This is a genomic window from Pseudomonas rossensis (assembly GCF_039888995.1).
Taxonomy (GTDB): domain Bacteria; phylum Pseudomonadota; class Gammaproteobacteria; order Pseudomonadales; family Pseudomonadaceae; genus Aquipseudomonas; species Aquipseudomonas rossensis.
In genome coordinates, this window is sequence record NZ_JBBWCB010000132.1 from 1 (window position 1) to 14,612 (window position 14,612).

10 protein-coding genes and 1 pseudogene are annotated in these 14,612 nt (G+C 57.1%); 5 read left to right on the forward strand and 6 right to left on the reverse strand.

Annotated elements, in window-relative coordinates:
* The first annotated feature begins 593 nt into the window (after nt 1–593).
* Nucleotides 594–1,700, forward strand: coding sequence for a sensor histidine kinase (locus WLY71_RS24975; protein ID WP_347805667.1), 1,107 nt, complete (start codon nt 594–596; stop codon nt 1,698–1,700).
* A 360-nt stretch (nt 1,701–2,060) separates the two neighbouring features.
* Nucleotides 2,061–3,515 (forward strand): TrkH family potassium uptake protein, encoded by a 1,455-nt coding sequence (locus WLY71_RS24980; RefSeq protein ID WP_347805668.1) that lies wholly within the window; start codon nt 2,061–2,063, stop codon nt 3,513–3,515.
* 288 nt (nt 3,516–3,803) lie between these two features.
* On the opposite strand, the pseudogene WLY71_RS24985 reads toward WLY71_RS24980, so the two are convergent.
* Nucleotides 3,804–4,184: pseudogene (locus WLY71_RS24985) on the reverse strand (N-acetyltransferase); the annotation flags it as partial.
* A gap of 278 nt (nt 4,185–4,462) precedes the next feature.
* Here WLY71_RS24985 and WLY71_RS24990 point away from each other — a divergent pair.
* The 3 genes from WLY71_RS24990 (at nt 4,463) to WLY71_RS25000 (ending at nt 7,846) form a co-directional block, all read left to right on the forward strand.
* Nucleotides 4,463–5,023, forward strand: a complete 561-nt coding sequence (locus tag WLY71_RS24990) for a lipid-binding SYLF domain-containing protein (protein ID WP_347805669.1) — start codon at nt 4,463–4,465, stop codon at nt 5,021–5,023.
* 193 nt (nt 5,024–5,216) lie between these two features.
* Entirely contained in the window at nt 5,217–6,512 is a 1,296-nt protein-coding gene (cls, locus tag WLY71_RS24995; RefSeq protein WP_347805670.1) for a cardiolipin synthase, read from the forward strand.
* A gap of 473 nt (nt 6,513–6,985) precedes the next feature.
* Complete coding sequence (locus WLY71_RS25000; protein WP_347805671.1) at nt 6,986–7,846, forward strand: phosphotransferase; 861 nt, start codon at nt 6,986–6,988, stop codon at nt 7,844–7,846.
* Nucleotides 7,847–7,861: 15 nt separating this feature from the next.
* Here WLY71_RS25000 and WLY71_RS25005 read toward each other — a convergent pair whose 3' ends face one another.
* The 5 genes from WLY71_RS25005 to WLY71_RS25025 form a co-directional block, all read right to left on the reverse strand.
* Nucleotides 7,862–8,320: a GNAT family N-acetyltransferase gene (locus WLY71_RS25005; RefSeq protein ID WP_347805672.1), complete on the reverse strand. Its 459-nt coding sequence runs from the start codon at nt 8,318–8,320 to the stop codon at nt 7,862–7,864.
* A 159-nt stretch (nt 8,321–8,479) separates the two neighbouring features.
* Entirely contained in the window at nt 8,480–9,883 is a 1,404-nt protein-coding gene (locus WLY71_RS25010; protein ID WP_347805673.1) for a purine-cytosine permease family protein, read from the reverse strand.
* Between the two features lie 50 nt (nt 9,884–9,933).
* Nucleotides 9,934–10,674 (reverse strand): TorF family putative porin, encoded by a 741-nt coding sequence (locus WLY71_RS25015; RefSeq protein ID WP_347805674.1) that lies wholly within the window; start codon nt 10,672–10,674, stop codon nt 9,934–9,936.
* Nucleotides 10,675–10,736: 62 nt separating this feature from the next.
* Nucleotides 10,737–12,527, reverse strand: coding sequence for an amidohydrolase (locus WLY71_RS25020; RefSeq protein ID WP_347805675.1), 1,791 nt, complete (start codon nt 12,525–12,527; stop codon nt 10,737–10,739).
* An 18-nt stretch (nt 12,528–12,545) separates the two neighbouring features.
* The gene (locus WLY71_RS25025; RefSeq protein ID WP_347805676.1) at nt 12,546–14,414 is read right to left on the reverse strand and encodes an amidohydrolase; all 1,869 of its coding nucleotides are present in this window, start codon (nt 14,412–14,414) and stop codon (nt 12,546–12,548) included.
* Nucleotides 14,415–14,612: the final 198 nt, after the last annotated feature.

Consider the following 14,612-nt stretch of genomic DNA (forward strand, 5'->3'; position numbering starts at 1 on the left):
GCCCTCATCTTGCCCGCACCACATACCGAACTTGTGAATTCTAGGAAGGCATCCTGCCCTGGGCACTGCCGGCCCATGGCGCTGATCTTCGACGAATATGACGCTGGTCGCCCGGACGTCACGTTAGAACCATAAGGGAAAGCCCGTGCACGCGTCTTACTGACACGTGCGCCCTTCAGCGCTATCAGAAAAGGTTTCCAACGAAGCCTTTCACGGAGCGGATGATTGGCGGCTGTATGACTTGGATCGACCCAAAGCTGACGATGGCGACAGGCAGAAATCGGCCAAAAGCTGCCATTGGGTGTGTCGACAATATCCCAGCGAACGAAAACGTCTCCACCTCATCCAATGAGCGCAGCGACCGGTGGGGCACTTACTGCGTTTCACTATCCTGAGACCATGCAACGCGGTGCTATCATTCATGCCACTAAACGAGCGGAGTGATACAACGCTTCGAAGTGCTGGTGTAGGGATTCCTTCGGGGAGCCATGATCGCAACCAGCGGCCCTAAGGCCTTAAGAGTGTTAATACCTATGAACACTGTACCTCACTCCGTAAGTTCTAATAAACCAAGTCCAATCGAATCACTTCGCATGGACATCGTTCGCAGATATGCCATCCTTGACACCCCTCCGGATGGCGCATTTGACCGTGTGACCGCAATAGCAGCGCGCCTTCTGGATACTCCGATAGCAATCGTGAGCATCGTCGATACAGATCGAATCTGGTTCAAATCCCATCACGGGCTCGACGAAAATCAAATTCCCCGCAATTCCGGGCTTTGTGCCTCCGCGATCTTACAGAGTGGGCCTTGGTTAATAACGGATGCTAGGCACGATCCTCGAACGCTTGCTAATCCCCTCGTCGTAGGCGAATTGGGGCTTCAGTTTTACTTGGGTGTGCCGCTGCATACGCACGACGGCTTCAATCTGGGAACGCTTTGTGTGTTGGACAGGAAGCCACGCACGGTCACCCAAGAACAGATAGACACGTTGACGGATCTTGCCAGCGTTGTAATGGATCAGCTCGAACTGCGACTCTCCGCCATGAGTTCCATAGCTGAGAAGGAAGCTGCGCTGAACCATTCCCACCTAATGGCTGAGGAAATTGACCATCGAGTGATGAATAGCCTGCAGTTGATTGTGTCGATGCTGAGCATTCAAAGTGCTCAGTTGGGCAGCTCTGAAGCGGCTAATGAGATTTCTAGAGCGGCAGCCAAGATATTTGCCGTAGCCAATGTCCATCAACATATGCATGTCGGCAAGGCTGTCACTACACTCGATTGCGCTGACTACCTGATTCGATTGTGCGCTGGCTTATCAATAATGCTAAGTAGTGGGGATAAGGCAGCAATTTCGGTCGAGGCCGTCCCGTTAACTTTAGCGAGCGAACAAATCAGTCGAATCGGCCTGATTGTTAATGAATTGGTGACTAACGCGTTGAAATATGGAGCCAACAAGGTTCACGTGCGCTTAGCACCCTTTCAGCACCAATACTGCTTAACGGTGAGCGACAACGGTAGGGGACTTCCAGCTGACTTTGATGTTGATAAAATGTCGGGGCTGGGAATGAAGGTAATCACTACGCTTGTAAAAACCTTAGGCGGTACGCTAAGTCATGGGCCCGATGCAGACTTCAACGGCACCGCGTTTCAGATGATTTTTTCACCTATATTGAGTCGCGCCATTCCGTTGGGCTAGATCCTGATCGAAAAAAGCAGCCGTTCATAAACGACTACTTCCGGCCAAAAGCAGTCATTTCCCACTCCTGGAAACATGCCCATCAGCTATAGATTTTAGGATTGAAACGACCTGTCAGGATTTGGGCTTAAGCATTAGTAACGCATTAATGTCAGATGGTAACGGGCGATACAATTACGAATCTGTCGGGTAGAACCCGGCAGGATATCCTCCGCAGGTCCACGCTTTGGCTAAGCGTTCGCGCATATGGCTAATGCCGATCAGATGGACTCAGCTCCACCGGGAGATTTTACGCAAACTTTACGGGTAGCCATGTTGAGTCAATTGATACTGTGCGGTGCTCATCAGCCAGGCGTTTTTATGTCCATTGCAGTACTGCGGCTTATCGGATTTATCCTGGGTATTTTTTTGATCACGTTGGCCGTGAGCATGGTGATTCCCATGTTTACACTGGTGGTTTATGACCGCAGTGATGATCTGTCGGCGTTTCTCTGGTCGAGCCTGATCACGTTCGTCTGTGGGCTGGCGCTGATTATTCGCGGGCGTCCAGATGTTGCCCAACTTCGTCCACGAGATATGTACCTGTTGACCACGGCCAGTTGGGTTGTCGTCTGCGCCTTTGCGGCTTTGCCGATGGTGCTCATCCATCACATCAGCTATACCGATGCATTTTTTGAAACGATGTCCGGCATCACCACCACCGGCTCGACGATTTTGACGGGGCTGGATACCGCGTCACCAGGATTACTGATTTGGCGCTCGATGCTGCACTGGCTCGGGGGAATTGGTTTTATCGGCATGGCTGTGGCGATTTTGCCTTTGTTGCGAGTCGGCGGCATGCGTTTGTTTCAGACAGAATCTTCAGACTGGTCAGAGAAAGTGACACCACGCTCTCACGTCGCGGCGAAATATATTCTGGTGCTCTACCTCGGGCTGACCGGGGTGTCCGCTCTGGCGTTATGGGTAGCGGGCATGACGCCTTTCGAAGCGATCAATCATGCGATGTCATTTATTTCAACGGGCGGCTTTTCAACCTCGGATGCATCCCTGGCGCACTGGCCTCAACCGGCTATTCATTGGGTATCCGTGGTCGTCATGATACTCGGCAGCCTGCCTTTCACCTTGTATGTCGCCACACTACGGGGCAACAGACGTGCATTATTAAAAGACCATCAGGTGCGAGGGTTCATTGGGTTTCTGGTGATTACCTGGCTGCTATTTGGTACGTGGTTGTGCTTTAACAGTAATTACAGCTGGTGGGAAGCGTTTCGTATCGTGGCCGTCAATGTAACCTCGGTGGTCACGACCACGGGTTTAGCCCTCGGGGATTACACCTTATGGGGCAGCTTTTCTGTTTTGCTGTTTTTCTATTTGACCTTCGTCGGCGGATGCTCTGGGTCTACGGCGGGAGGGCTTAAAATATTCCGCTTTCAGGTCGCCTCCTCATTGCTGATGGGCAGCCTGAATCAACTGATTCATCCTCGTGCGGTTATCCGGAAAAAATACAACGGCCATTTCATCGACGAAGACATCGCACGTTCACTGCTGACCTTTTCATTCTTTTTCACCATCACCATCGGTGGCATTGCCCTGGGGTTGGCGCTGATCGGTCTTGATTGGACGACAGCCTTAAGCGGTGCTGCCACCGCAGTATGCAACGTGGGTCCCGGACTGGGGACGATCATTGGTCCAGCGGGCAACTTCTCGACTTTGCCGGATGCGGCAAAATGGCTGCTGACGGTCGGCATGCTCTTGGGAAGGCTGGAAATTTTGACCGTGCTGGTGCTGCTCACACCAGTCTTTTGGAGGTACTAATTGGGTTGGTAGGAGCGCGTTTTTTATACCTGCCCGCCGTGGGCAGAAAGCTGACATCCAGGCGCGCCTTAATTTGGCGACCTGTCCACACGCATGCTGATAGGTCAGGCTTCGTAAATGTAGCTGGCGCCTAAACGGAATGTCAGGATTCCGATACCGTCAATCACAACCATGCCGAAACGGGTGCCTCTGCCAGCCAACACCGTCAGCGTTTCTGACACCATCGCTTCGCGTGCCCGCTTGGCTATCGAGCTGAATTGATCGTGGCCGGAGTCGACATTGGTGGCCTCATGCGGTAACAGGGCTCATTGGTTTACGCAGGGTGTCAAGTCGTGAGCCGCTGTAGCGCGTTTCGCGGAAGAACCGCCAGCGGCCGAACAACCCGTACACATGCGCGACCCGGCCCTGCTCCTGATAGCCCATGCGGATATGTAGTTTGAGGGTAGGAATGTTATGTGTTTCACAAACGTCCACCACCTTTGTGCAGCCCTGCGCGTGCATGGCCTTCCACAGTGCGATCTGGCCATCGACTGAAAGACGTGTGCCGAAATAGGGCCGAATCATCTCGCCGCCGAATTCGAAGAACTCCCCGGGCTTCACCGGGAACCAGCAGCCGTAGTAGTGGCGATCATGGTAGTCACGGTTGCTACCCCAGATGAAGCCAATAGCGCTCGCCACAGGCAGCTACGGGTCGGAAGCGGTCGGTCGCGAACATCTGCTTTCGGCCAAAAGCAGCCTCTGACGACGAACCTGGCCGTTGCACAGTGGTCCAAACATCTGATGGCATCGCGACTGATCAAAGGCCTTGGGCCTGGTTCATTCAAAAGCGAAGCTTTGCAATTCACACACATCAGGGTGCGCCGGATAACGTTCAGTAGGTTCGGATACTGTCTGGTGCAGGCGCTGACTGCTGCTCCCATCCCCTGCTCCCTTTCCGGAGTACGAAAATGACTCAGTCAATGCGCTTCTTCCTATCGATCTTCCTCGCGACAGCCTCATTGGCATCAGCGAGCCTCCTGAACAATGCAGGTGCGGCAACCGCCGAGGATCTGAATGCCGACTCCCGGCAAGCGTTGCAAACGCTTTACAAGGCCACTCCATTTGCCGAAACCATTTCGCGCAATGCCAAAGCCGTGCTTGTCTTCCCGAAAATCATCAAGGCTGGCCTTGTGTTCGGTGGCAGCTATGGCGAAGGCGTGCTGATGAAGGGCGCGAAAGTGGATAGTTATTACAACTCCGTAACCGGGTCATGGGGGCTGCAGGCAGGCGCCCAATCGTACGGTTATGCGGTGTTCCTGATGACTGACAAAGCCGTGAACTATGTACGTGAGACCAAGGGCTGGGAAGTCGGCGTGGGGCCAACCGTTGTCGTGGTTGACGAAGGGGTGGCGAAGAATCTGTCGAGCTCGACTCTCAAGGACGATGCCTACGCGTTCATATTCGACCAGCAAGGGTTAATGGCCGGGGTCAGTATCGAGGGCACGAAGATCTCCCTTATCAAGCGCTGAAACCCGTCCATCAAGGCGCCTTGCGTAGTCCGCAAGACGCCCGGACAGAGCGTTATCACCGTCATCGCCAAGAGGGGGCCGAATGAATCTTCTAACCAGATGTAAGGGTGCATGTATTGCCCTGGTGCTATGCGTGGTTGTGCTCCTGACATTTTTGATTGGCTCCAGTGCTTTGCCGAGGATAGTGCCCGACATGGCTCGAGCTCCCTCTGCGCCAGTGCAACTCGACGGGATAAACGGACCTCTGTCAGCCGAGCGCAGCAAAGCCATTCTCGACCGACTTAAGTCCACCGGCGCAGAGACCGACATCTTCGATGTGCACCTCGCAATCGAAGAATCCATCTCCGGTAGCCCGCTAACGGAAGGAAACAAGGTCGACTTGCTGCAGGACGGTCCCACCACTTACCAGTCGATGATCAAAGCCATTGAAGCTGCGCGCGACCACATCAACATGGAGACCTACATCCTCGACGATGATGAAGTCGGTCAGCGTTTCGCCGCCGCACTGATCGCTCAGCAACACAAAGGCGTACAGGTCAATCTGATCCGTGACAGCGTCGGAACCCTTGGAACACCCTCAGCGTTTTTCTCTCGATTGACCGATGCGGGTATCAAAGTGCTGGAGTACAACCCCATCAATCCGGTGACGGCCAAAGTGGGCTGGGACGTGAACCAGCGCGACCACCGAAAGCTGCTGATAGTGGACGGCCGTATTGCCTTTCTCGGCGGGATCAACATCAGCAGCGTCTATTCGGGGGGCTCGTTCAGCACTCACTCGAAGACTCGCCCAACGGGTGATTTGCCCTGGCGCGATACCGACTTGCGCATCGAGGGGCCCGTGGTTGCGGACCTGCAGAAGCTGTTCATCGGAACCTGGACTGCCCAGAAAGGGGAACCACTCGCGGCTCGCGACTACTTTCCGCCACTGGAGCGCAAAGGCACCGAAGTAATTCGCGCCATCGGCAGCTCGCCCGATGAGCCGTTCAGCCAGATCTATGCGACGTTGATTTCGGCGCTGCAAAGCGCGCAGACCGAGATATGGCTGACTAACGCCTACTTTGTACCCGATCCGCAGTTACTCGCGGCACTCAAGGAGGCGGCAGCACGTGGCGTCGACGTCAAGCTGGTGCTGCCCAGCAGCACCGATTCGTGGCTGGTGTTCCATGCCGGACGCGCCTACTACAGCGAGCTGCTGGAGGCCAACGTCAAGCTTTACGAACGCCGTGGCGCGCTACTCCACGTCAAGACTGCCGTCATCGATGGCGTGTGGTCGACTGTCGGCTCCACCAACCTCGACTGGCGCAGCTTCCTGCACAACGATGAAGTCAACGTCGTTGTGCTGGGCACCGAATTTGCAAAAAAGATGCAGGCGGCATTCATGGCTGATCTGGCCAAGTCGAACGAAATCAAGCTGGAAAAGTGGCAGCGCCGCTCGTTCGCAGTAAGAGCCAAGGAGCAGATGGGACGACTCTGGGAATACTGGCTGTAAGTCGAGTGGCGCGTCGCGAATGAGGAACGGAGCTATGTGTGTTGCGCAATGGAATTGCGAGTAAAGGTGCACTACCTTGTATTGGTAACACCCTCGCGTCGCCATCCAATTCAGGTTGAGAGGTGGAATTCATGAACAACATCATCTACATCGTCGGGGTAATTGTGATTGTCGTGGTTATCCTGTCGTTTCTCGGGTTTGCATAGAGTCGAAGACCGTCTCGCATTGGCAAGGCTGCACCCCGCATCGCGAGGCACAGCCTGGTCGCGCTTGCATTGAAGTGCCGCCGGCCGAATGGCTGAAACTCAGTGCCGATGGGGATGTGCCGCTGGTCACGGCGTGCGTGCAGCCAACCCAGCGGTAAAAAATCAACCCTGTGAGTAAGGGTCTGCAGCGTCCTGCCGATAACGACAAAGCGTCGCGCTCGATTGTCGGCGTTTTATGGACCGCAAAGCATTTAGCAGGGACTTTACATGCGTCACCTCAGACACCTTACTTCCCCTCTGAATCAGCAAAAGATTGCTGACGTCACCTTCCATTTCGATCCGTCTGATCAGAACGAACTGGTGACGGTGCTTCAGCGTTTTTTTGCCGAGCCGGATCAACATGCGTTGCTGGATATTCCCGAGGAAACCCGCAGCGTGTTCCTGCTCGAAGGTGAGCGCAAATGGGTGTTGAAACACAACCGCCTGACCCACTGGAAAAAGCAGCTGCAGAATTTCCTGGGCCTCAAGCGTGTTTTCGGACTGCATGACCTGACCAACGAATTCATCAATCTGTCCGTTGTGTCCGCCAAGTCGGAATCATCGCCCAGAGTGGCTGCATTCGGCCACGTCGGACGTTTTCCTTTTCTCAAGGAAGAGTATTTGCTGGTCAGTTTTTTCGACAATCATTGCAGCGTCGATGAACGACTGATCGCCCAACCCGAGCAGGCGCAAACCCTGCTGTTGGACATATTTCAACTGTTTGGGCAGACGCTGGTCGAGGGGTTTGTGCACATGGACCCGCACCCCAAGAACATCCTGATCGGCCCCGATGGCAGGCTGCGCCTGATTGATTTCGAATGCTGCGCGCATTCGGTGCTGGATCACGACTTCAGCCTGGGTTTTCTACTGGGTTACTTCTATCGCTTCTGGTTCAACACGTTCATATCGGTTGAACACTACAACGCGTGCTGTGAACGCTACCTGAAGCATCAGCACCCGTCATTGAACCGTGAAGTTTTCCAGGCGGTGTATGAACGCTTTCGGGACCGTGATGTTTCCCGTAGCACGCGTTACCGCATCCTCACGTGCCCCAAGGCCCAAGCCGCATTCCTGCACGAGTTGAGGTAACCGGCAGCGGTTGGCTCAGCCTTGTTTCAAATCGAGGCAGTAGGTGTAGTAACCCGTATCACGCACATAGCCCAAGGATTCGTACAACCGTTGCGCGCCGACATTGTCCGTGGCCGTTTCCAGCACCATGCCTTTGGCACCGGTCAACAATGCAAAGGCTCGCGCGGTGTTCATCAGCAACGTGCCTACCCCTTGCCCTCGGGCGGCGGGTGTTGTGAAGAGGTCGCCTAACAGCCAGGTGCGGTGCGCGTCGATGGAGGAGAACGTCGGGAACAACTGGACGAATCCCAGCGCCTCGCCGCTGGGGGCCTGGGCGAAGAAGATCGCGGATTCGTCCCGGGCAATGCGCTCGGCGATGAACTCGCGAGACTGCGGCAGGTTCGACGGCTGGCCGTAGAAGCCTCGATAAGCGTCGAAGAGGCTGGCGATTTTATCGAGGTGGGATGCGTCGGCGCGCAGGGCCTGGATGTCCATGTTGATCGTCTCCTTGCGGATTGATTGGATGAGCGGGAAAAGGGAAATGTAGATCAAAAGATCGCAGCCTGCGGCAGCTCCTACAAGGGATGTAGGAGCTGCCGAAGGCTGCGATCTTTTTGGGTTAACCCAAATTTCCGCTTTCCTCCTTAAGGTCTTTCAGCTCCGCTCAGGGGCCACCGCCGGCATTGATGTCCTGGCCAGCCCGTAATAAAGAATCCCCGGCACCACCAGACCGACGATCCAGGAAATATCGACACCGCCGAGCTGCGCCACCATCGGCCCGGAGTAGAAGTGCGTATCGACGAAGGGCAACTGGATCAATACACCGATGACATACACGCTGATCCCGCGCATGTTCCAGCGACCATAACGGCCCGCCGGGTCGGACAACGCAGGGATGTCATAGCGCTCTTTGTTGATGAAGTAGTAATCCACCAGATTGATCGCGCTCCACGGTGTGAAGAAGGTCAGCAAAAACAGGATGAAGTACTTGAAGGTGTTGAGAAACGAGTACTGCCCCAGCAGCGCGAGCGTAGTGGATGCCGCGACAATCACCAACACAAACACCATCCGCTGCCGGGCGGAAATCTCCAGACGACTGCGGAAACCACTGATGATGGTGGCCACGCACATGAAGCTGCCATAAGCGTTGAGCGTGGACACCGTGACCTTGCCGAACACCACGCTCAAGTACAGCAGGGACGCCATCACACCGGTACTGCCCAACCCGACGATGGTCGCCACCTCGTGACCGCGGAAGTTCGCACCGGCCAACGCCGCGGCGAACACCCCCAGCACCATGGACGCCTGGGCGCCCAGCACCGTTCCAAGCCCGACGGCAGCGAACGTCTTCCACGAGGAGGTCTTGCTCGGCAGATAGCGTGAGTAGTCAGCTACATAAGGGCCAAAGGCGATCTGCCAGGACGCGGACAACGACACCGCCAGCAGGAAAGTACTCCAGCCGAAGTGACGGTTTTCCAGCAACAGGCCGATATCGTTGAGGGTCATCAACCGGGTAAACAGATAGACGAAGGCGATGATGCCCAACACGCTGGCCACCCGGCCGACCAGGTGGATGACCCGGTAACCGAAGATCGTCAGAAACGCGATGCACGAGGCAAAAATCAGGATGCCGGCGCTGTCGCTGACATGGATCAATTGGGCAATCGCCTGCCCCGACAACACCGCGCCGGTGGCGCTGAAACCGAGGTACATCAGGCACACCAGGACAATCGGGATGGCCGCCCCATAGACCCCGAACTGCACACGACTGGAGATCATCTGCGGCAGCCCGAGCTTGGGCCCTTGGGCCGCGTGCAGGGCAACTACTGCACCGCCGAGTACCTGGCCGATCAGCAAGCCGATGAGCGACCAGAACACATCGCCGCCCAGCACCACGGCCAGGGCGCCGGTGACGATCGCCGTGATCTGCAGGTTGGCGCCGAGCCACAGGGTGAACTGGCTGTAGAGGCTGCCATGCCGCTCGGCCTCGGGGATGTAATCGATCGAACGTGTCTCGATCAGGGGACTTCGCTGCTGACTATCGCTGACCTTGGTCATTACGGTGTTTTCCTTTGAGGCGCTTGTTTTTATGGTGTGGGCTCGAACGCTTAGAACGCCTTGCTGGCACTGGCAACCACAGTGGCCGTGCACAGATCACCATAGCCGTACCAGCTCGTGCATTCGCTTTTCGACAGGTCGGTATCAATGTAGCTAAGGCCCCAGGTCACGCCCACGAAGTCACGGGTCAACTTGGCTTCCCACTCGCTGTAGGCATCACGACTTTCGCCGCTGGCGGACCAGAAAGCCGGGTCTTTGACATCGTTGCGACCCACGCGCAGGTCCAGGCCGATTTCGGCCGGCAATTCGATTTTGTAGCTGAGGTAGGTGTAAAGGGTGTCCTGGTCCTCGCCAAAGAAGTTCGGCGTATCGTTTGAGTAGTTAGCGCCGAGCTTCACGCCATAAACGTCAAGGACGGCGTAGACCTCACTCAGGTTGAATTGGCCCTCTTTTGGATAGTCGTACTTGATGTACCCCAGATCGAGGCTGATGGCCTCGGTCGCCTGCCAGTAGTAGCCCGCGTAATACTCGAGTTCCTGCCGCGTCTTGAACTCGCCGCCGAAATCGACATTCGAGGTCCAGGCGCCAACGTACAGGCCGCTGCTGTGCACCAGCGTGGCGCCGGTCTGAGCCGCCGGATCACCCAGGGTTTGCGAAATGCCACGGGTGCGGTAGTCGCTGAAGACTCCCAGGGTCATGTCCAGGCTGAAGTCATCGTTGAGTGTCAGTGCCTGGGTGGTCAGGGGTGCCAATACAAGAGTGGCAAGGGTCAATACTGAGCGTGCGTTCATACAAGTCTCTTATTGTTATGGAGGTGCGGGTTATTTCGGGCATGGCGATGCCGAGCCCCTCGTCATGCGAGGAGCCAGGCGTCTTTTGCGTGGTGCGGGTGAAGGGAGGGTCTGGACGCGGGCGCGTACACCTCTTTGCCGGCGAAGAAGGTCTTCAGGACCTTGGTGTCGAACAGTTCGTCGTCGCTGACCTTGAAGACATCGCGGTCGAGGATGATCAAATCGGCCTGTTTGCCGGGCGTCAGCGAACCAATCTGCTGCTCCAGGCGCAGGGCCTTGGCGGCATTGAGCGTGTAGGCGTAGAACATGGTCTGGCGATCGATGCTTTCCTTGGCATTCAACACGCCCAATGGCCCTTTGCGCGTGCTGGCCTGAGCGATGGCGTTCCATGGATTGGGGCTGGATACCGGCCAGTCACTGCCACCGGCGATGACCGCACCGGCGTTATGCAGGGACTTGGCGGGATACTGATAACCGTAGGCAAACGCGCTGATATAGGGTTTGACGAGCTCGACGGTGTAACTCTCGCCGGTGGCCCACAGCAATTGCATGGAAGCGATCACGCCAAGTTGCTTGAAGCGCGGAAACTCTTTCGGGTTGACCAGTTGCAGGTGGCTGATGCTATGAGCCACCTGTGTCGGGTTGAGTTTGCGCGCGTAGGCAAAACCATTGAGTGATTCACGCACCGCACGGTCGCCGACCGCATGCATGTGCACAATCCAGTCGCGCTTCTCCGCTGCCACGACCAACTCACCGAAGTGCGCGGGGTCGATCAGCAGTTGACCGTTTTTATGGCTGTTCTTGAAGGGAACGATCACCGCGGCGGTCTGCCCCGGAAACTCGAGAACGCCGTCAGCGAATACCTTGATGCCAGGAAAACTCAGGTTGGGCACACCCTCGAATTTCTTCATCACCTTGGCCAGCACTTCCAGGTCGGCAGGTCGGCTTTTCGGGTTGGCCAACAGCAGCGCGGCGACGTGGGCATTGAGCTCGCCCTTCTCTGCCAGTTCGCGGTAAAGCGGCAGCACGCCGTAACTCTGCTCGGTTGCCTTGAAATCGAACAGCGAATCGCCACTGCCGGCATTCGCCGCCGCGTCCATCCAGGCGGTGACGCCGTATTGATTGTTGACCTTCACCGCCTCGCGGGCGGCTTTCAACATGATCTCGTCGCTGGGCGCGGGGATCTGGCTGCGTATCAGGTCCCAGCGAGACTCGGAAAAATAGCCATTGGGTATGAAATCCGCGTCATGACCCACATAGCTGCGATCCTGTTCCGACAGGCCTTTTACCAGTGTCGCGTCGATCTTCAGACGCTTGAGCATGGCGTTGTTGGCCCAGCCGGTGTGCCCGTCGATCCCGCTGAGGACCACCGGTTGATCCACCCAGCGTCCCTGATTGAAGCGCTGGCCCAGCTCACGGCTCTTGTCCCAATAGGCCGAACTGACCCCGGCGATGCTGATCACGTCACCGGCACGCGCAATGCCCGCCTGATCCTGTTCGATAATCCACTGTTCAAGCTCCGGCAACGGCTTGACTTCATCCAGCAGGTTGGCCCCCATGCTGTCGAAGGCCGCAACCACCGGGTGACTGTGGGTATCAATCATTCCGGGCATCAGCACCTTGCCCGCCAGATCGATCCGTTGCGTGCGGGTGTCGGCCAGGGCGTTGATCTCGGCATTACTGCCCACTTTGAGAATCTTGCCGTCTTGCACGGCCACTGCCTGGACCAGTCCCTGACCGGGTTCGGCGGTGAATACCTTGCCGTTGAACAACACAAGGTCAGCGGCGGCCATGGCTTGCACCGAAGAAAAGGCCAGGGCTGCGGCTAACAGGTTTGGAATAAATCGCTGCATCGGAACACTCTCTTGTTTTTATTGGGCTGGGCGGGCGGTTGATGCCTGGGACAACGCCTTCGGATCAAGGCCAACGAACGGCGCCTTGGCCCACACGACCTGGCCGCCCACTACCGTCAGCAGCACGTTATTTCGAGCCAATTCCTCCTCGGGGACCTGCATGAAGTTCTTGTCCAGTACGATCAGGTCCGCGAACTTGCCGACCTCGACCGAACCGACGACAGCGTCCAGTTTCAGCTGCTCCGCAGCGTTCATGGTGATGGTGCGCAACACTTCAGTGCGCGACAGCGCCGGGTCGGCATTCAGCCTCCCCGCATACTTGGGGCCGTAGCTGTGCGGGTTCAGCGGATCACCTGAGCGGGTGACACCGATTTTCAGCGCCAGGAACTCGTCGAGCGGGTCGACGGGCCAGTCGCTGCCATACGCCACGCGGCCGCCGGCACGAGCGATGCTGCCGGAGGGCTCCATGCGGGCAAATCGCGCAGCCCCCAGATGCTCGTTGGTACCGTCGACCGTAGAGGGCGCCTGCTGGGCCCACTGGAAGGACATGTGGGCGGTCACGTCGAGCGCCTTGAAACGCGCATAGTCGGCAGGGTCCACCGACTCGTTGTGAGTAATGGCCGGGCGGAAGCCATTGCCAGGCAGTTGCTGGCGCACGTATTCGATACCGTTCAGTGAGTCACGCACCGCGCGGTCTCCGGTGGCATGAAGGTGCGGATCGAGGCCGGCCTGAACGGCCTTCAGCAGCAACGGGTTGAGCACCTTCGGCGGGAAGTAAAGCTCACCGGTGTTCTTGCCGGGTGTCCACTTCGGCGCCGTGTCGGTGCCAGCGTTGCGCAGGTACGGCGTCAACATTGCACCCGTGTCCGCCGGCGCGTTGATGATGCCGTCCATGAACAATTTGACGTGGCGCATGCTCACGCCCGGTGCAACTTTTGCTTCGCCCTGGTCGTAGGTATCAGCCAACGCCTTGGCGTCGGCGATGGTCTTCGCCGGGTCTGCCGTGGCGGCCCCAGGGTCAAGTTTGATCGCCAACAAGGCCCGGGCCGTCAGCTCACCCGATTGCTGCAGGGTGGTAAACGCTTTGCCGTTTTCCGGCCCCGACAAGGCATCGAAGAAACTGGTGATGCCTTGCTGGCGCATGGCGTCGAGCGCCGCACGGGTCTGATTGAGTTTCTCTGCGTCGGTGGCGGGCGGCACCACGGCGGCCATGGCCTCGGCGGCTCCGTCTTCGCAGATGCCGTTCGGGTTGCCGGCGCTGTCGCGCACGTACTTGCCATCACCGGGATTGGCCGTGTGCTTGTTGATGCCGGCGACCGCCAGGCCACGAGAGTTGGTCAGCACCGTATGGAAGTCGGTGGAACGGACTTGAATCGGACGGTTGGTCTTGAGCGCTTCCAGTGTCGATTTATCGGGGTCACCGTCGAGTCCGGTCATGCCAATGCGGTCCCAGCTGCCCACTTCGAGCCAGACATCGGGGCCTTTGTCCTTGTCGGCATCCAGGCACGCCTGAATGGTTTCCTGGAAAACCTTGCGGGTCATCGTCTGGTATTTCAGGTCGCACAAGGTCATGGCGCGACCGCCATCCCCCGGATGCATGTGCGCATCAACGAAGCCCGGCATCACCATGCGACCTGCCAGATCGATCAGCTGTGTCTGCGTGCCGATGTAAGAGGAAACCCCTTCATCGCTGCCGACATAAACGATCTTCCCCCCCGTGACGGCGATCGCCTGCTGCACGGAATTCTTGCCGTCGACGGTGTAGACATAGCCGTTGCGCATGACCATGTCGGCACCTGTCGAAGCGTGTGTCTGACACCCCACCAGCGCCACACAGGAAAATGCCGTTGTCGCGGCAACGGCGATAAATAGCCTGGAAAATTTCAACTGCCTCACCTCTATTTTTATAGTTTTGGAAGTGGCCCGAACGGACGGTCGCAAGCCCCTGATATGCAGGGCACACGATATAGAGCGCAGCAGAAGTACGGACCTCCACAAATGAGGAGGGGTCAGGCAAATACCGGTCAGTTGAGCAGCAACGCATACTTTGTAGCAGCTGCCGAAGGCTGCGTTCGGCTGCGCAGC

What these genes read in the sequence shown, in the direction of transcription:
- WLY71_RS25005 (WP_347805672.1), bottom strand. Translation starts at nt 8,320, where the DNA reads ATGGACATCCAGGCCCTGCGCGCCGACGCATCCCACCTCGATAAAATC.
- WLY71_RS25010 (WP_347805673.1), bottom strand. Translation starts at nt 9,883, where the DNA reads ATGACCAAGGTCAGCGATAGTCAGCAGCGAAGTCCCCTGATCGAGACA.
- WLY71_RS25015 (WP_347805674.1), bottom strand. Translation starts at nt 10,674, where the DNA reads ATGAACGCACGCTCAGTATTGACCCTTGCCACTCTTGTATTGGCACCC.
- WLY71_RS24975 (WP_347805667.1), top strand. Translation starts at nt 594, where the DNA reads ATGGACATCGTTCGCAGATATGCCATCCTTGACACCCCTCCGGATGGC.
- cls (WP_347805670.1), top strand. Translation starts at nt 5,217, where the DNA reads ATGGCTCGAGCTCCCTCTGCGCCAGTGCAACTCGACGGGATAAACGGA.
- WLY71_RS25000 (WP_347805671.1), top strand. Translation starts at nt 6,986, where the DNA reads ATGCGTCACCTCAGACACCTTACTTCCCCTCTGAATCAGCAAAAGATT.
- WLY71_RS25020 (WP_347805675.1), bottom strand. Translation starts at nt 12,527, where the DNA reads ATGCAGCGATTTATTCCAAACCTGTTAGCCGCAGCCCTGGCCTTTTCT.
- WLY71_RS24990 (WP_347805669.1), top strand. Translation starts at nt 4,463, where the DNA reads ATGACTCAGTCAATGCGCTTCTTCCTATCGATCTTCCTCGCGACAGCC.
- WLY71_RS24980 (WP_347805668.1), top strand. Translation starts at nt 2,061, where the DNA reads ATGTCCATTGCAGTACTGCGGCTTATCGGATTTATCCTGGGTATTTTT.